Source organism: Nonlabens sp. (genome assembly GCF_018401815.1).
Lineage (GTDB): Bacteria > Bacteroidota > Bacteroidia > Flavobacteriales > Flavobacteriaceae > Nonlabens.
This window is the reverse complement of the sequence record NZ_JAGYKG010000004.1, coordinates 85,057-103,052: the sequence shown is the minus strand read 5'-3', so window position 1 is coordinate 103,052 and position 17,996 is coordinate 85,057. Positions and strand designations below refer to the sequence as shown.

The 17,996-nt window shown below is 36.9% G+C and carries 16 protein-coding genes; 7 read left to right on the top strand and 9 right to left on the bottom strand.

What is annotated here, in order from left to right; genetic code table 11:
- Positions 1-17 precede the first annotated feature (17 nt).
- The gene (locus tag KG732_RS08900; protein ID WP_213522683.1) at positions 18-785 is read left to right on the top strand and encodes a DUF1223 domain-containing protein; all 768 of its coding nucleotides are present in this window, start codon (positions 18-20) and stop codon (positions 783-785) included.
- On the opposite strand, the gene KG732_RS08895 is transcribed toward KG732_RS08900, so the two are convergent.
- Both KG732_RS08895 and tsaD read right to left on the bottom strand, forming a co-directional pair.
- The gene (locus KG732_RS08895; protein WP_213522681.1) at positions 772-1,479 is read right to left on the bottom strand and encodes a 16S rRNA (uracil(1498)-N(3))-methyltransferase; all 708 of its coding nucleotides are present in this window, start codon (positions 1,477-1,479) and stop codon (positions 772-774) included. The two genes, KG732_RS08900 and KG732_RS08895, sit on opposite strands and share 14 nt — an antisense overlap.
- Entirely contained in the window at positions 1,479-2,495 is a 1,017-nt protein-coding gene (gene tsaD, locus KG732_RS08890; protein ID WP_213522679.1) for a tRNA (adenosine(37)-N6)-threonylcarbamoyltransferase complex transferase subunit TsaD, read from the bottom strand. The genes KG732_RS08895 and tsaD overlap by 1 nt, the downstream gene beginning before the upstream one ends.
- Positions 2,496-2,580: 85 nt before the next feature.
- Between tsaD and KG732_RS08885 the strand changes: the two genes are divergently transcribed.
- A complete protein-coding gene (locus KG732_RS08885; protein WP_213522677.1) occupies positions 2,581-6,993 on the top strand; it encodes a translocation/assembly module TamB in 4,413 nt (1,470 codons plus the stop codon).
- A gap of 43 nt (positions 6,994-7,036) precedes the next feature.
- Here the strand turns inward: KG732_RS08885 and KG732_RS08880 are convergent, their stop codons facing one another.
- The 3 genes from KG732_RS08880 to KG732_RS08870 are packed head-to-tail and all read right to left on the bottom strand — an operon-like array spanning position 7,037 to position 8,809.
- Positions 7,037-7,336: a DciA family protein gene (locus KG732_RS08880; RefSeq protein ID WP_213522675.1), complete on the bottom strand. Its 300-nt coding sequence runs from the start codon at positions 7,334-7,336 to the stop codon at positions 7,037-7,039.
- Entirely contained in the window at positions 7,326-7,733 is a 408-nt protein-coding gene (locus tag KG732_RS08875; protein WP_213522673.1) for a lipocalin family protein, read from the bottom strand. Before KG732_RS08875 ends, KG732_RS08880 begins: the two co-directional genes overlap by 11 nt.
- Positions 7,730-8,809, bottom strand: a complete 1,080-nt coding sequence (locus KG732_RS08870; protein WP_213522671.1) for a DNA replication/repair protein RecF — start codon at positions 8,807-8,809, stop codon at positions 7,730-7,732. Before KG732_RS08870 ends, KG732_RS08875 begins: the two co-directional genes overlap by 4 nt.
- Before the next feature lie 185 nt (positions 8,810-8,994).
- Between KG732_RS08870 and KG732_RS08865 the strand changes: the two genes are divergently transcribed.
- Both KG732_RS08865 and ribH read left to right on the top strand, forming a co-directional pair.
- Positions 8,995-9,786 (top strand): tol-pal system YbgF family protein, encoded by a 792-nt coding sequence (locus tag KG732_RS08865; RefSeq protein WP_213522669.1) that lies wholly within the window; start codon positions 8,995-8,997, stop codon positions 9,784-9,786.
- Positions 9,787-9,792: 6 nt separating this feature from the next.
- Positions 9,793-10,314: a 6,7-dimethyl-8-ribityllumazine synthase gene (gene ribH / locus KG732_RS08860; protein ID WP_213522667.1), complete on the top strand. Its 522-nt coding sequence runs from the start codon at positions 9,793-9,795 to the stop codon at positions 10,312-10,314.
- 144 nt (positions 10,315-10,458) lie between these two features.
- On the opposite strand, the gene KG732_RS08855 is transcribed toward ribH, so the two are convergent.
- The 4 genes from KG732_RS08855 to pheT form a co-directional block, all read right to left on the bottom strand.
- Entirely contained in the window at positions 10,459-10,647 is a 189-nt protein-coding gene (locus KG732_RS08855) for a hypothetical protein (protein WP_213522665.1), read from the bottom strand.
- A complete protein-coding gene (locus tag KG732_RS08850) occupies positions 10,640-10,834 on the bottom strand; it encodes a hypothetical protein (RefSeq protein ID WP_213522664.1) in 195 nt (64 codons plus the stop codon). Before KG732_RS08850 ends, KG732_RS08855 begins: the two co-directional genes overlap by 8 nt.
- Positions 10,835-10,922: 88 nt before the next feature.
- Positions 10,923-11,642: a hypothetical protein gene (locus tag KG732_RS08845; RefSeq protein WP_213522662.1), complete on the bottom strand. Its 720-nt coding sequence runs from the start codon at positions 11,640-11,642 to the stop codon at positions 10,923-10,925.
- A gap of 467 nt (positions 11,643-12,109) precedes the next feature.
- The gene (gene pheT, locus KG732_RS08840; RefSeq protein WP_213522660.1) at positions 12,110-14,533 is read right to left on the bottom strand and encodes a phenylalanine--tRNA ligase subunit beta; all 2,424 of its coding nucleotides are present in this window, start codon (positions 14,531-14,533) and stop codon (positions 12,110-12,112) included.
- A gap of 244 nt (positions 14,534-14,777) precedes the next feature.
- Here pheT and KG732_RS08835 point away from each other — a divergent pair, with 244 nt between their 5' ends.
- The 3 genes from KG732_RS08835 to purB all read left to right on the top strand — a co-directional run bounded on the left by KG732_RS08835 (position 14,778) and on the right by purB (position 17,758).
- Positions 14,778-15,455, top strand: a complete 678-nt coding sequence (locus KG732_RS08835) for an NAD-dependent deacylase (protein WP_213522658.1) — start codon at positions 14,778-14,780, stop codon at positions 15,453-15,455.
- A gap of 314 nt (positions 15,456-15,769) precedes the next feature.
- A complete protein-coding gene (locus tag KG732_RS08830; protein WP_213522656.1) occupies positions 15,770-16,234 on the top strand; it encodes a hypothetical protein in 465 nt (154 codons plus the stop codon).
- A gap of 183 nt (positions 16,235-16,417) precedes the next feature.
- On the top strand, positions 16,418-17,758 hold the full coding sequence (gene purB, locus KG732_RS08825; RefSeq protein ID WP_213522655.1) for an adenylosuccinate lyase: 1,341 nt from the start codon (positions 16,418-16,420) through the stop codon (positions 17,756-17,758).
- The last annotated feature ends 238 nt before the right edge of the window (positions 17,759-17,996 follow it).

Sequence of the window (17,996 nt, the reverse complement as noted above, 5' to 3'; positions counted from 1 at the left end):
TCCCCTTACGCTAATTGATGATAAATTTTGTTTCTTCGAATAAGTTGTTTATTCCCGTTTTAAGCTTATCTGCAGCCCTGAGTATACTGGTATTCCAGCATATTGAAAATAGCTCAAAGCCTTTGCCTATTGGACCACAAAGCAGTCCTATTGTTTTAGAGCTTTTTACTTCCCAAAATTGTCCCACTTGCGAAAAGGCAACCCTTCTTGCCAATACTGTAAAAGATGATGAAAATGTGATCGTCTTGTCCTATCATATTGATTACTGGAATCATTTAGGATGGATAGATACCTTTTCAAACGCAAGCCATACCAATTACCAACGTAATTATGAAAAAATATTTGATCGCAATTTGTATGCCCCTCAAATGGTCATAAATGGAAAATCAGAATTTAATGGTGCTAATATTAGATTGCTTAATTCTTCTTTAAAAAAGAAAAGTATTATAGAAAAATTAAATGCCCCTCAAATTAAAAGGTATAAAAATGAATCTGTTCATCTGTTTTTCAACCTGTTTACAAATAAAAAATATGACAAAGCATATGCCTTACTTCTCCTAAATTCTAATGATGTAGCAATAAATAACGGTCCCAACAGGGGCAAAATGATAACCAATACCAACATTGTTATGGACCGAGTACTACTTCAACCAGAAAACTCTGAAGGAAATTATATTTTTGAATTACCTCCTAACGTAAAAGAGACTGATCAATTTAAAGTCGCTATCATCTTACAAGATAAGAACTTGAATATCGTAGGAGCCTCTGTTTCTAAGATTCAGTAATACCGTTAAAAATAGCAGCTGTATAAACACCCGCAGTCTCTGTACGCAACCTTTTAGATCCTAAAGAAGTTGGTATAAAGCCGTTTTCTAAAGCCATTTGTATTTCAGTCAATGATAAGTCTCCTTCTGGTCCTATAATCATGGTGACATCTTGGTCTTTATGTAGGAGTTGAGAAAGCATTTTCTTATCAGTTTCTTCACAATGTGCAATACATTTCAATCCATTTAGGTCAGTTTTTAAGAACTCTGTAAAAGAAGTCAGCTCTTCTAGAACTGGAAGATACAACTGATTGCTTTGCTTCATAGCACTGATTACAATTTTCTGAAATCGAGCTGGATTTATTTTCTTACGTTCACTATGCTCACATAATAAAGGCGTTATTTTTGAAATCCCCATTTCTGTAGCTTTTTCTAGAAACCACTCCATGCGATCGTTCATTTTAGTGGGGGCAATAGCGATATGCAACTTTGATGCTGGAGGAGGATCTGCTTTCGCGAAAGCGATAGCTATAGTACATTTATTACTAGTCACAAGATGTATCCTGCCATCATATAGATTTCCTACTCCATCGGTGATGTGAACTTGATCACCGACTTTTTTGCGCAACACCTTAGTCATGTGCCTGGCTTGTTCCTTATCCAGCTCCAAGATGTTGGATTCTGGTGATATGTCTGAATAATAAAATAATTGCATTAGAGCTGTATTCTAGGTGAGGCAGTAGTTTCCATTCCTGCTGTATATCCATCTAAAAACTTATAATATCCAGAAATTCCTATCATAGCGGCATTATCTGTAGTATATTCAAAAGGAGGTATAAAGGTATTCCAACCCTTTTTTTCATAAGACCGTAACTTTGCTCTTATTCCAGAGTTAGCACTCACACCACCACCTATAGCGACTGTTTTTATGCCCGTTTGTTGTACTGCCTTTTCGACTTTTTGAAACAATATCTTTATTAAGGTATACTGTATACTGGCACAAATATCCAAGAGATTTTCTTTAATAAAATCAGGGTTATTATTCTCCTCACGCTGTATAAAATACAATACGGCGGTTTTAAACCCACTGAAACTGTAATTTAAATCTGGCGCTTTGGGAATAGGAAATGGAAACTTTTTAGGATCCCCTTCTTTTGCAAGTTGATCTATTTGTGGTCCTGCAGGATATCCCAAGCCCAGCATTTTGCCACTTTTATCAAAAGCCTCACCTATCGCATCGTCTTGTGTAGTTCCGATCACTTCCATTTTATGGTAGTCGGTCACTTTTACAATTTGGGTATGTCCGCCACTTATAGTGACCGCTAAAAAGGGAAATATAGGTTTTTCTTGGCCGTTATCTATAAAGTGTGCTAAAATATGCCCCTGCATGTGATGTACATCGATAAGAGGTATCTCTAATGCCATTGCTAAAGACTTTGCAAAACTGGTTCCTACTAGAAGGCTTCCCATAAGTCCAGGACCTCTTGTAAAAGCGATAGCACTTAAATCTTCTTTTGTAATACCTGCTTTTTTTAATGCTTGATCTACCACTGGTACTATATGCGATTGATGCGCTCTAGAAGCAAGCTCAGGCACCACGCCTCCGTACTGAAGGTGTATTTCTTGACCCGCAACTATGTTAGATAATACGTGATCATTTTTAAGGATGGCACAAGCAGTATCATCGCAGGAAGATTCAATTGCAAGAATATAAGAATTTTTTGTCTGCATGAAGGCTTTAAGGCATAAAAGTTGTAATCTTTGCAAAAGTAAAGGATATATCATTAAGAAACTTCTTAAAATACTAGCCAAAGCAATGGTAGTGCTGCTTATATTATTTATAATACTAGCAGTAACATTCTCATTTCCAAAAGTTCAAACAGCTGCAGCACAGTATACCACCTCTTATCTCAATAACAAATACGGTACAAATATAGAGATTAAAGCTATAGACATTTCCTTTTCTGGAGACCTTATCCTTAAGGAATCCAGAGCTTTAGACAGTCGTAAGGATACCATTATTTACTTTAAAGAACTCCGTTCTTCTATTATTGGTTTTGGGGACATGATCGCTGGACATCCAGATTTAGGGAATACTTCCATAGATGGACTTTACCTGAATATGAAAAGGTACCAAGGTGATAAAGACGACAACCTCAATGAATTTATAACTAAATTTGGCACTAGTCAGGAAAGCTCCTCTACCCCTTTTAAACTCACCACAGACGACTTAAACATTACCAATTCCAGGATACGTATTATTGATGAACATCTAAAATACCCAGAAACTTTTATAGCACAAAACTTGAACCTTCAATCTGACGGACTGACCATAAATGGCTCTGAAATTAGTGCTAAAATAAAAGGAGCTGATTTTGACATGTACACAGGCGTTATGAAAGCAGATGCTAACGGGAATAAAAACCTTAGGATTAAAAATTTAAACGCAGACTTCTCCTACACACCTACTCAACTACTTGCTGATAACCTAATCATCAATACAGCTGGTTCTCAAATAGAAGGAGACCTTAAATTATCCTATAACAGAAAAGATTTTGCCGAGTTTATAAAAAAAGTAGCATGGGATTTTGATATTAAAAATGCCGATTTATCTACTAACGAGCTTAGAAAATTTTATAATGAAATTATAGAAAATGATAAGGTAAAATTAAAAGGCCGCTTAAAAGGACCCCTTAATGATTTTGTAGTAGAAGATCTTGTTGCGACCGCCTTAGGTGACATCACTATAGATGGAAATATGCACTTTAAAAATCTTATCGAGAACGAAGATGACTTTTTTATAGAAGGCGACTTTAACAGCCTGCAGGCCAGCACTACCGATCTTAAAAAATTCTTACCCAATATTTTAGGAACTACTTTACCAATAAAGTTAAATCAACTAGGGACGGTAAAAGCAACAGGTTACGCAAGCGTTAATGCCAATCAGGTAGCCACCAGACTTTCTGGGAGCAGTCGTAAAGGAAATTTTAAATCAGATCTGCTGCTCGATAATATACAAAGTGGCACTATTGCTTATAACGGAAATATAAAATTTCAACGCCTGGATTTGGGTTCTTTATTAGGTATAAAAGGTTTGGGGAAAGTCACTTTAGATCTTGATGTCAACGGTCGCGGATTTGACCTCGAAAATGCCAATACCACCTTAAAAGGAAACATTGCACAACTTTATTTTAATGGGTATTCCTATCGCAATATTAGAGTAAATGGCAAATTTAAAAAACCAATATTTAATGGTAAAGCATCTATAAATGACCCTAATCTTCAAATGGATTTTGACGGTCTTGCCGACTTTACCGCTGCCGTAAACACCTATGACTTTAATGCAAAAATCAAGTATGCTGACTTAAATGCCATCAATATTTTTAAACGTGATTCTATCGCTATACTTCAAGGGGGTATTGTTATGAAGATGCAGGGTACTACTTTAGATGATGCTGTAGGGACCATAGACATTACCAATGCTAGTTATAAAAACCCTAATGAAACTTATGTTTTTGACGACTTCAGTATTAATTCTAGCTTTAGAAATGAAGAACGATTTATTTCTATAAATAGCACCGATATTATAGAAGGAGAGTTATCTGGTGTTTTTAAAATTGCTGAAATTCCTGAATTATTTAAAAATAGCATTGGTAATGTCTATACAAATTACCAGTCAAAAAATATCACACAAGATCAATATTTAGATTATGAATTTAAAATTCATGATAAAATAGCAGATCTTATTTTTCCAGGTATCGCTCTAGGCGAAAACACGATTTTAAAAGGCCAAGTAGCCAGTAACGAGGCCCAGTTCCGTATGACATTTAGATCGCCATATATTAAAATTTACGACGTAAAACTGGATCAAGTCAACGTACAAATCAATAACCAAAACCCTTTATTCAATACCTTTATTAAAGTAGATGGCGTTAAAAATAGTATTTATGACATCCAAGACTTTCAGCTCATTAATGTAACAAACAAAGACACATTACTTTTCCGTACTAAGTTTAATAGCTCTTCAAGAGATACCGATAAATTCAATCTTAGCTTTTATCACACCGTAAATAATCTGAACCAATCTGTTATAGGAATTAGAAAAAGTGATGTGATCTTTCAAGGTCAAAAATGGTTGTTAAACAAAGCCGATAAAGAGGTGCAACTAAAATTTGATCACGATTTTAAAACATTTAAGTTGGACAGCTTGGTGGTTAAACACCAAGAAGAATTGATCACTCTTTTTGGCGATATTACTGGTAAAGATGATAAAAATGTACATTTAGATTTTAAAGATGTTCGGATTTCTAGTCTCACTTCACCTATTGATAGTTTAAAACTCAAAGGTCGAATTGATGGTGTGTTGTCTTTAAAACAAACCAATGGGAATTATGCTCCCACTAGTGATGTTACGGTAAAAGATTTAGAAGTAAATGAAACTCCTCTAGGAGATTTTGAACTATCGGTTGCTGGAAACAAAGATTTAAGCCTTTATGATGTTTATGCCCAGCTCAAAGACGACGTTCAAAAAACATTTACCGCACAAGGCTATATAGATACTAGTGGGGAGGATAGTAAAATCAATGTAAATGCTGTTTTTAAAGATTTTAACTTATTAGCCTTAAGTCCTTTGGGCGGGGAGGTATTAGACAATATAAGAGGGTTCACCTCTGGACAAGCACGTCTGACAGGAGATCTTACTGCTCCTGATATCAATGGATCTTTAAAATTGAGAGATGCTGGCATGCGCATTCCTTATTTAAATACCGACTTTGATATAGAAAATGACTCACAAGTCAGCATCACGTCTACCGCTTTTAATTTTAACAATTTACAACTTCAGGATACCAAATACGATACTCGTGGATTATTATCTGGGGCCATTAACCACAAAAACTTTGGGTTTTGGGATCTGGACTTGAAAGTAGAATCAGAAAGATTGCTAGCCCTAGACACCAAGTTGACCCCAGAAGCTTTGTACTACGGAACTGCATTTATAGATGGTCAAGCAACGATTACTGGACCTGTAAAAGAGCTTTTGATTAATGTGATCGCTACTACAGGAGAAGAAACTGTTTTTAAAGTACCTATCAATGATGGAGAATCTCTCGGAGATACCTCTGCCATATACTTCTTAAGTCCTGAAGAAAAGAAAGCGCGTATCTCTGGAGAAACCGTCATTACAGATAAAATAAGTGGCCTAGAACTCCGATTTGAACTCCAGGTGACACCAGCTGCAGAAGTAGAGATCACCGTAGATCCCACTAATGGAAGTTACCTACGAGGAAGAGGTGTGGGGAACTTACTATTAGAAATCAATACCAATGGTAAATTCATCATGAATGGAGACTTTATCGTGACTGAGGGGATTTATAATTTCAAATATGCAGGCATCGTCAATAAAAACTTCACTATTCAGCCAGGAGGTACTATGGAATGGAATGGAGACCCTACTAATGCCACTATAGATGTTGAGGCGGTATATGCCACTAGAGCAAATCCGTCGATACTTTTAGACAACCCTAATCTAAACGCCGAAGTTCCAGTTGAAGTACTAACTAAATTACAAGGTGACCTTAGCTTTTTTGACCCAGAATTTATTATCAGATTCCCTAACACCAATTCTGTAGTAAGCTCGGAGCTGCAATACCGATTAGATGATAAATCCCAAAGACAATTACAAGCCTTATCTTTAGTAAGTATAGGTTCCTTTTACAACCCCAATAGTATAGGACAAAATGCGGTCACTGGCAATGTCGTAGAAAGTGTTACCGGAATTGTAAATGATTTGGTAAGTCGTGAAGACAGTAAATTGAATTTCGGCGTGAGTTATGAAGCTTCAGAGCGCAATCCCAACTCTGATTTACAACGATCGGACCGTTTTGGAATAACGCTAAGCACACAAATAACAGATCGTGTTTTAATCAATGGTAAATTAGGAGTTCCAGTAGGATCTACGAGTTCTAGTGAACGTGCGGTTATCGGAAATGTAGAGATTGAATTTCTTATCAATGAAGATGGTACGTTGCGGTTAAAATTATTTAATCGAGAAAACACCTTACAGCAATTAGGACAACAAGAAGATTACACCCAAGGTTTAGGGTTGCAATACCGCATCGACTTTAATAGTCTTAAAGAACTTTATGAGCGTATCTTCAAAAAGGAAATGGTCAAACAAAGAGATATTAAAGCAAGTGAAGAAGTAGACAGTGCTCCTGTGCAATTTTAGTCAACAATAAATTCTGCAAAGGCTAACTAAATGAATATAGTTTTTATCTCAATACTAATTTTTCTATCATCTCACGATCTAAATGATCGTTGAGGTTTTTAATTATTTTAGCTCGGCCGTAAAGCAATTCCTGTCTTAATACAGAAGAAGAAAGACTTATCAACAAGGTACCCGCTGTAAACTTTATCTGAGTGGTGTAATTTGACACACCGCTTCCCATAACCGCTTTCCAAGCAGCTTCTATATCGACCTTCTCAAAACCTTTTTGCAACTTGTCTTGAGCTTTAAAATCACTCAACACATCGCTCATGCGCACAAAATCTTCTTTTCTATTATTCCTCATTAGGGGTATATGATTTGTAAGTGTAACGCGTCCCATTCTCATGTAGCAGGACGAGTATCTCTTTTGTTGCTTTTTCTACTGTTTGTGTGTATGCGCCATCGCCTTCTTGAAAGGTAAGGCTTAAATCACCATCTTTCTCCTCCCATTGAAAATAAATAGGATTTCCATAGCTTACAAAACTGCCGTCGTAAGTTGGACTTACTCTGTTTTTAACGCCTTTGAATCCGTCGATCTTAAAGTGATCCATGTGATTAGAAAAAGGAAATTCACGCTCGCTCCCATTTGGTAAAATGACTTCATCTATATTCCAATAACCTTCTAAGGCTTTTATTTTTTTTTCATTACTCGTGCAAGAAATCAGTACTACTGCTAGTACTAGGTAGATGATCTTTTTCATAATTTAAAAATCTTATAAGATTGCTGGGTCTGCTTGATCACGGCCTCTGTTCTTTCAGGGTGCGTATCGCTTATAAACAACTGACCAAATTGATCGTCGTTCACCATATCAATGATTTGAGCAACTCTAGACGCATCTAATTTATCAAAAATATCATCGAGAAGCAAGATAGGGACCGTACCACTTTCTTGCTTGATAAATTCAAACTGCGCTAATTTTAAAGCGGTTAAAAAGCTCTTTTGTTGTCCTTGACTACCAAATTTCTTCACCGCATGATCATCCAGCAAAAACAACAAATCGTCTTTATGGGTTCCTGCACTGGTATACTGCAACTGCATGTCTTTTTGTTGCGCATCTTTTAAAACTTGAGCAGGATCCCTTTGGTTAAAATCGGCTTTATAATAAATATCTACTACCTCTTCTGAACGAGAAATTTGTTGGTAATACTTCCTGAAAATAGGAGTAAATGATTCTAGAAAAGCAGTTCGAGTGGCATGGATATAACTTCCTAAATCAACCAGTTGCTCGTCATAAACGGACAGCGCTGTACTGTCAAAAGTACGGTTCATGTAAAAGTATTTAAGTAACGCATTGCGTTGTTGAAGCAACTTGTTATAGGTCATCAACTTGATCAAATATTTGGAATCACTTAAAGAAATTACACCATCTAGAAATTTTCGTCGCGTATCACTTCCTTCAATAATCAAATCACGATCTGCAGGAGAAATGATTACAAGAGGAATAAGCCCTATGTGATCGCTGACCCTATCGTACATTTTCCCGTTACGCTTCACCACGCGTTGAACCCCCTTTTTAGCACTAACAACAATCTTTTCTTCTTGTTCATTTTTCAAAAAGTTGCCATTGATTACAAAAAATTCTTCATTATGCTTGATATTTTGTACCGTTATAGGATTGAAGTAGCTTTTTGCAAAAGCAAGGTGATAAATTGCATCCAAAACGTTGGTTTTTCCCACACCATTGTTTCCCACAAAGCAATTTATCTTCTCATCAAACTCAAAATCGGCTGAAGAAAAACTTTTATAGTTGATAAGACTTATGGAATGAAGCTGCATAAAATATGTTGTAACTATTTACGAATAAGGCACTTGTAATCAATTTGCTTTCGCGAAAGCAGGATAATCACTACCCTAAACACACTCCCGCAAATTTAACCTAACAAAAGGTAGAGAATAAAGCTTTCACACATTTTTATATACCGATAAAAATTATATTTTTACGCGCTCAATTAAAGACTATTATGGCTACTTATAACAAAAGAGGATACAAACCCAAATCGAAACCAGAAAATGAAGATCAGGAGGAACTTTTTAATGATTCTGATTCGACTACGGCTGAAGTATTTAGTACCCTAGATGAAGGTGCGAGCAAGACCGAAGAGTGGATAGAGAAAAACCAAAAGGTGATTATTATAGTTGTCGCTCTATTAGCAATAGGTGCTATAGGTGCTTGGGCGTACAATCAGTTTGTGATGAAACCCAAGCAAATAGAAGCTTTTGGTGAATCTAGTGAAGCTAATAAATATTATGATCTCGCTCTTAATTCTACTGGGAAAGAAAAAGACTCTCTTTATAACATAGCACTAAAAGGAGCAAATGGAAAATATGGCCTTCTTCAAATCGCAGAAGAATATCAAGGAACTGATGCCGGAAATCTTGCAACTTATCAAGCGGGAATGGCTTATCTTAATATAGGTGGTGATCAACTTCAAAACGCCATTGATTATTTAAAAGCTTATGAAGGTGGTGACTCTGTTCTAAAATCTATCGCGCAAGCAGGAATAGGTGATGCCCTCATGCAAGCAGGACAAACTGGCGATGCAGTATCCTATTACATGAACGCAGCCAATACCAACCAGAACGAGTTTTCTACTCCTAAATACCTTCTTAAAGCAGCTCAGGCAGCTTTGAAAACTGGAGATTACAGCACAGCAATTACTGCCTTAGAGCAAATTGAGGAAACCTATCCGGATGCCGTTGAAGCAAAAACAGCACAAGTTCTTTTGGGACAAGCTCAAGCAGCTTCTAACTAATAACTGATGGCTACTGCAGGTAAAAATCTATCCAATTACGACAAGGAAAGTCTTCCGGACACGACACCAATGCGTATAGGTATCGTTGTTTCTGAATGGAACAACGACATCACTGAAAATCTTTTTAAAGGAGCTCATGAGACCTTATTGGATTGTGGGATAGATGCAGATTGCATCTTCCGCATGAATGTTCCTGGTTCTTTTGAATTGATCTACGGATGCAAAAACATGCAGTATGCTTCTTATCCAGTAAAAAACAGCAAATTAAGAAAAGGCTTAGATGCTATTATTGCTATAGGTAATGTCATTCGTGGCGAAACAGCTCACTTTGATTTTGTATGCCAAGGAGTTACCAGTGGCATCAAAGAATTGAACCTCAATAAATCTAAAGTTCCTGTCATCTTTTGTGTTTTGACAGATGATACTCATGCGCAGTCGGTCGCTCGAAGTGGCGGTGTTCATGGCAATAAAGGTAGTGAAGCAGCAGTCGCAGCAATTAAAATGGCTGCCATCAAGCAAGGCTTATAACTCAGCTCTAGTATAAACATCTAAATAAAGAACGTAGATACAGCTTAAGAACTTTTATTAATAACTCCTGAAATCGATTTAAGAGACACTACTACACCACGAGCACTTTGGGGTCGCGCATACTTTAAAACATTAGGAGCATGCCTATTTCTTTCTCAGGCCTATCAATTGATACACTCCTAAAACAACAAGTCCCGCTGCAAGAATCCATTGGTAACTTTCCACCTCTTTTTCTTGAATAAATTTATCGTACAACTTCCAAGCACCTATTGCTATAAATGCAATAGAAAGAACTAGGGTATAATTGCGCTTAGTTGAATTGGGCTCAGGCATCCTTTTGAACAATTAAAGCGTACACCAAGTACAATCCATATGCGATAATCCCATAACCCAATACCAATTGCCAGCTAGGCATCTCTTCTGCTAGTGCATAATACCTGTATAACCTGTAGCTTCCAAAACCTATAAAAGCTGCTGCCATTAATCCGCCTAGAATCGGATTTCTTTTTCTTACTGCCATAACCCTATTTTATAATGGTAAAGATATAAAAAAAGCGCTCCTAAGATTCAACCAGGAGCGCTTCAAATAATATCGTATAATTTATTACTTAGGCGTTGAAATATTTAGAATTCCAGATCGCTGTATTAAAATTCTTTCCTGCTGCAAAAGAATAGTACAACACCATACTGGCTATAGACTTAAACGTAAAAAAGAATATCAATAAAAACTCAACTCCTGTCGGATTCTTGGAAAAGATACCGTTAGGAATTAAATAGGCCGCCAGCAAACTCACTAGGATAGTAGATAATATCAAGTTTTCAAAACTTTTGAAACTCCATGCCCATATTTTTCTAAACGGATTCAAATCATTTCCCCATTTGTGAATCAGATAAAAATAACCGTTTCCTATAGGTGCAAAAAGAAGTGGGTCATCAGCATTTTCTAGTTTAAACATTTTTGATGGTGCCACAATTTTAAAACCACGCATTTCCAGATCGTGGGCTTTTTCCATGTCTTTAATTTTCATCAAAGCCTCATAAGGAACCTCATTTTTAAAATATTTGGTATCCAAAAATCGAAGACGGTAAGTAACACAGATGTCTCGTATTTGATCTACGTGATAAATGCGGTCTGTTTCTAAAAGGTCAATATTAAAATGATTGCGAGGAGTAGGTTTCTGAGGGCTTTTCATACGCGCCATGATCTCATCTTCCTTGCGATCTTCTTCTTTAAGAATAGCCGTTACCTGATCAAGAATGTCGTTTTCTTTAAAAGCTTTGGCTTTAGACTTCTTGAGTTTATCTTCAATATTGGTGCGTTTCAACATAATTAGTGCCTGGTTAAACTATTTAAATTTTAAGGAGCCGTTTCAAAATAAAAGCTCCAACTCCCTATAGGTCGTAAAGGTGTTGTAATTATTTCAAAAAGAAGATGTTATTTTTTTTACCGCTTTCGCGAAAGCGAAACAGATCAGTACCTAATTTAATAAGCAATAATCCTAGCTGCATAGGGCAACGATGTTATTCCTTTTGATAGCTGTTCTAGAATAGATAAAAGAGATTATAAAGCGATAAGTTGTAGAGACATTAAAAACCAGAATTAAACAGCTTATAAGTCACCTACCAAGCTTTTACATCAATCATAGCTGGATGTAATTCCTAGAAATCATTACTGGTCGTACCCTTATCCCTTGTAAAAATTCCTCAACAAAATGCAAGGATAACAAAAGGTAATTTTAAGATTTAAAAGCCTGGCTGCAAGACTATCTTTAAAAATTTTTGATTTTAACGACTACTACCTCAACACGGCACCAGAAAGCCGTTCTAATTGCTGCTGTATCTTATTCATCGCCTTATCAATTTGCTTATCCGTGAGCGTTTTACTGGTGTCTTGAAGTGTGAAATTCAGGGCGTAAGACTTTTTGCCCTTGGGCAATTTACTTCCTTCATACACATCAAATAACTGCACCGACTTCAGCAGCTTCTTTTCAGAGTTAAGTGCGATTTCTCTTAGTTGCTTAAAGCTTACCTCATTATCTACTAAGAGGGCAAAGTCTCTACTTACTTCAGGGAATTTAGAAATCTGGACTACTGGAATATAATCCTTAGAAACCAATTTTAAAACCTCTCCCCAATAAATATTGGCAAAGTGCACCGTTACTTCTACCCCAAAATGTTGAGCAACTTTCTTTTTGACCACTCCTAAGTCAGCGATTTTCGCACCACTACTTAATGCAATTCCTTCACTTAGAAATTCTAATTTGGTAGGATTTTCATTTACTGTATGAATACCTAATCGGTTTAAAATCGAAATCACAGCTCCTTTTAAATAAAAGAAATCGGCAGGCTGTGAAGCACTGTTCCAATTTTGATGACCTGTGGTTCCAGTAGTAATGATGCTTAGGTGTTTGTTTTCTGTAAACTGACGTTCTTGATACTGGTGATAAGAATTACCGAATTCAAACAATCTTAAATTCTCTTGCCTTCTATTACAATTATGGGCAACTGCTTCAAGACCGCCATAAATAAGACTCTGTCGCATCACCGCAAGATCACTGCTCAAGGGGTTCAACATGCGCACTTCGTTTTTAGGCAAGATATGGTCTGTCAACATATGGTTCTTTTCTGATGTCAGACTATTGGCCATTATTTCGACAAAACCTTGTCCTACGAGTTGTTGCGCTACTATGTTTTGCAATCTATTATTCTCTAATCTAGAAGAGGTAGCAATGCTCGCATTGAGTTTAGAAGCACCTTCTATGCGATCGTAGCCATAAACCCTTAGAATCTCTTCGATCACATCTACCGGTCGAGTTACATCATTTCTATAAGCAGGAATGGTAAGTCCTAAACCAGATTCGGTAACATTATTTACGTTGATATCCAGCGTTCTCAAAATACTCTTAATTTCCTCACGAGGAATTTCTTGACCTATCAAGGAGTCTACTTTTTGAAAAGGAAGAAATACTTGTTGGTCTTCTATTTTCTGAGGATACACATCAGTAATATCACTAGAGATTTCTCCACCTGCAGTTTCTTGAATCAGTAGGGCTGCCCTTTTCAAGGCATACTCGGTAATATTAGGGTCAATACCACGTTCAAATCTGAAAGAAGCATCGGTATTAAAGTTATGCCTTTTGGCCGTTTTACGCACGCTTACCGGGTTGAAGTAAGCACTTTCTAAAAATATAGAAGTGGTTCCATCAGTAACCCCACTATTCTCACCACCATAAACTCCGGCAATACACAAAGGTTTCTCTGTATCACAAATCATTACATCTTCTTCATGCAACAGGTGTTTTACACCATCCAAGGTTGTAAAAGGAGTATCTTTTGCTAATGTTTTTACAATGATTTTATTACCTGCTATTTTGCTTAAATCAAAAGCATGTAACGGCTGCCCCAATTCGTGCATCACGTAATTGGTAACATCAACTACATTATTTTTAGGAACTACCCCTATAGCTTTCAATCTGTTTTTAATCCACTCAGGAGATTCTTTTATCTTAATACCGGTTAGGGTAACTCCACAGTAACGGGGTGCCAACTCTATATTTTCTACTTCTATATCTACTCTTCCAGAACGGTTATCGATGTGAAAACCGCTTACTGACGGAGTAATAAATTCTATAGCGTCTGCCTTTACAGCAAGACCAGCTCTTAAATCACGGGCAACACCCATATGTGACATTGCATCAGAGCGGTTAGGTGTTAATCCTATTTCAATCACTTGATCATTTTCTATAGAGAATACGTCTTTAAGTAAAGTGCCTACCTCTAGATTTTCATCCAGCACCATAATTCCTGCATGAGAAGTTCCTAAACCTAGTTCGTCTTCAGCACAGATCATTCCGTGGCTTTCTTCACCTCGTATTTTACCTTTTTTAATCTTCCATGCTTCACCTTTATCGTCATAAAGTGTTGTTCCTATTGTAGCTACAGGTACTTTTTGACCAGCCGCAACATTAGGAGCTCCACAGACAATTTGTACTATGTCACTTCCTATGTTGACTTTCGTCACTTGAAGCTTATCGGCATTGATATGTGGTACACAAGATTCTACATAACCTACAACGATGCCTTCTAAGCCGCCTTTGACACTTTCAAATTTTTCCACGCCTTCCACTTCTAGGCCTAAAGAAGTCAGTAATGCGGTATGCTCTTCTAGCGCATCTGGGACGTTGATGAATTGCTTGATCCAGTTATAGGAAACTTTCATAAAATCGGTGCTTTTTAAGGTGGGTAAAGATAGTATTATGAACGCTTTCGCGAAAGCGGAACGTTAACAAACCTCTCTTTTAAATTTGCAGCTTGAGAAGTCCCTATATAGTGGAAAAATCAATCTCAAATGGAGTTCTTAACCTCAATAAGCGGCAGTCTATCATAAGACTCTAGGGAAGAAAAGGCTGGAGGTATTTCAAAGTTTGTGGAAAACCCCTATTTTTAGACCTAAGAAAACTCCTATGAAAAATCTTGTCGTACTCTCAGGGGCTGGCGTGAGCGCCGAAAGTGGTATTTCTACTTTTAGAGATGCTGGAGGTCTCTGGGAAGGGCACGATATTATGGAAGTAGCTTCTCCTGAAGGATTTGCAGCTAATCCTAGGTTAGTGCTGGATTTTTACAACAAACGCCGTGCTCAACTGCATCAAGTGCAACCCAACGAGGCACACTTTTGCATTGCTGGACTAGAACGCAATTACCAAGTGCAAGTGATCACACAAAATGTAGATGATCTACATGAACGCGCTGGATCTTCTCATGTAATACACCTGCATGGCGAATTGAGAAAAGCACGTAGTTCTAATAATCGTTATGAAATTCAAGATTGCCTTGGCGACATCAATTTAGGTGACTTAAGTGCCGATGGATCGCAACTACGCCCACATATTATATGGTTTGGTGAGGAGGTTGCTGCCATGGATGAAGCCATAGAAATCGTATCAAAAGCAGATGTGCTGCTCATTGTAGGAACCTCCATGCAAGTATATCCTGCAGCTGGACTGAAAGATTTTGCGCCCAGCACCACACCTATTTATTTTGTGGATCCTGCGCCTTCTTTAAATTCTCATGGCCGGCTGCACGTGATTAAAGAAAAAGCGGGCAAAGGAGTTCCAATGGTAGCCGATTTATTGAGCTTCTAAAATATGAAAATAATAGTGACTTCTATCAACATCCTTTGATGAATAGAAAAGAATTCCTGTTTACATAAAAATCCTTGATTCTAAAATATTTACCTGTGGTCGTTCTAAGTTGATTTGTTGCCGATTGTGGAAATTCAACTACCTATAATACAGAGGAAACAACCAATTAAGGAACTTCTTACCGACTGCAGTGCGGTCGAGTGTATATCTTGAGATTTATTCACATACATTTGAATATCCTATAGTTGGTTACCCTCTATTTCAAGTTAAAAACCTATACCAAATAAGATTCCTTAACTTTATATCAAAAAAACATGAGAACTAGCATCGTACTATTAGCACTAAGTATCATCCTTATCAGTTGCAATAATCATCAAAAAGATTTTTCAAATTTAGAGTCTATTTCTTTTTATGATTTTAAAGGTTCTGAAATCACTATGGATCAATTAAAAAAAGAATGGAATACAACCATAAACCCTATAATTCATGAAGACATACGCAACGAACAAAGGGTAAAAGACCTCTATATAAAAACCATACGCGATAACTCTTCCAATGAAGATTACCTGGTTCTCGTTGCCAGTACTTCAAATATAAATACCTATTCTGGAAAAGTAATTAGTTCATTCAAAGATGGTTTTAAATTGAGTGATACAACAGTAACCTGCACCAACTGTGGTCCAGAATTTCAAGGAGAACTGGTAGATGGAGAATGGATTTGTGCTAACAAGGGCAAGGCTACTGATGATTGTATGAAAACAAGCACGCTTGATTATTAAATCTATTTCGACATTAGCAAATAATACCTAATGACTCCTCAAAATTTAAAGCAAGAACTTCAAAAAAAATACCGAAATGGATTCAAGTCGAGTGCTAGAAGAATCTTGGCAAAAATAGAGGGATAAATATATGCTTTCACACTTTTAAAAAACGTAATTTAGCAGGCTTTAAAGACATAACCTATGCCTACTGCTTTACAAGCTATTTCTCCTATCGATGGACGCTACCGTTCTAAAGTCGAGCCCCTTGCCAATTACTTTTCTGAGTTTGCCTTGATACGTTACCGCGTCCTTGTAGAAGTGGAGTATTTTATCGCTTTAAGCGAAAGCGGAATTAAACAACTGCAACCTCTTCCAGAACCTACTCAAGAACAATTAAGAGATTTATACCGCAAGTTTACAGATGAACAGGCACAGGCTATTAAGGACATAGAAAAGGTGACCAACCACGATGTCAAAGCTGTAGAATATTTTCTAAAAGAACAATTTGATCTTTTGGGTTTATCGGCTCATAAGGAATTTATACATTTTGGATTGACTTCACAAGATATCAATAATACGGCCATCCCGCTTTCTATAAAAGATGCTATAGAAAACGTATACCTGCCAGAATTAGAGGAAGTACGCGATGAAATCTACCGACTTTCCAACAACTGGAAAGACATTCCGTTGTTAGCACGTACGCATGGACAGCCAGCTTCTCCTACCCGTTTAGGTAAAGAATTCTATGTATTTGTAGTGCGTATAGAAGAGCAAATGAATATGCTGGAACACGTACAACACGCAGCAAAATTTGGTGGAGCAACTGGAAACTACAATGCGCATCATGTAGCATTCCCACAAGTGAACTGGCAAAAATTTGGTCAAGACTTTGTAGAAAACAGATTGGGTCTTAAGCACAGTTTTCCAACAACTCAAATCGAGCACTACGACCATATGGCCTCTCTATTTGACAACCTAAAGAGAATCAATACCATTTTTATAGATTTAGATAGAGACATCTGGACCTATATCTCTATGGATTACTTCAAGCAAAAAATTAAAGCTGGCGAAATAGGTTCTAGCGCTATGCCTCATAAAGTCAACCCTATAGATTTTGAAAATTCTGAAGGGAACTTAGGAATTGCAAACGCTCTTTTTGAGCACCTGTCCGCTAAATTACCAATCTCTAGATTACAACGCGATTTAACCGATTCTACTGTATTGCGAAATGTAGGAGTACCAATAGCACATACTATTATTGCCTTTAAAGCCACGTTAAAAGGACTTGGCAAGCTTTTATTAAATGAGGCCAAAATCGCTCAAGACTTAGAGAATAATTGGGCAGTAGTTGCAGAAGCTATTCAAACTATTTTACGCCGTGAAGCCTATCCTAATCCCTATGAAGCTTTAAAAGAACTGACGCGTACCAACGAAAAAATCACCGGAAAAAGCATTGCTGATTTTATTGAAACTTTAGAGATAAGTGAAGACATCAAAGCAGAAATGAGAGTCATCACCCCTAGTACCTTTACGGGTATCTAATGGTACCTGTCGATTAGCTTAAAAAACAGCAGCTTTAAGTATTATCCCTATTATTTTCAATGGTTTTATCTTACCTATTAGGTGTTATACCTGTAGTCATATATGCCTTTTATACCTCCTTTAAATAATTAAAATTGTAAAGCCCTAATACCACCTAAGCCTCAAAGCATCGATTTTATTATTAGGATTCATCTTAAATCAATAAAAATAAAGTGCAAAAGAAATTATAGCGTCAACT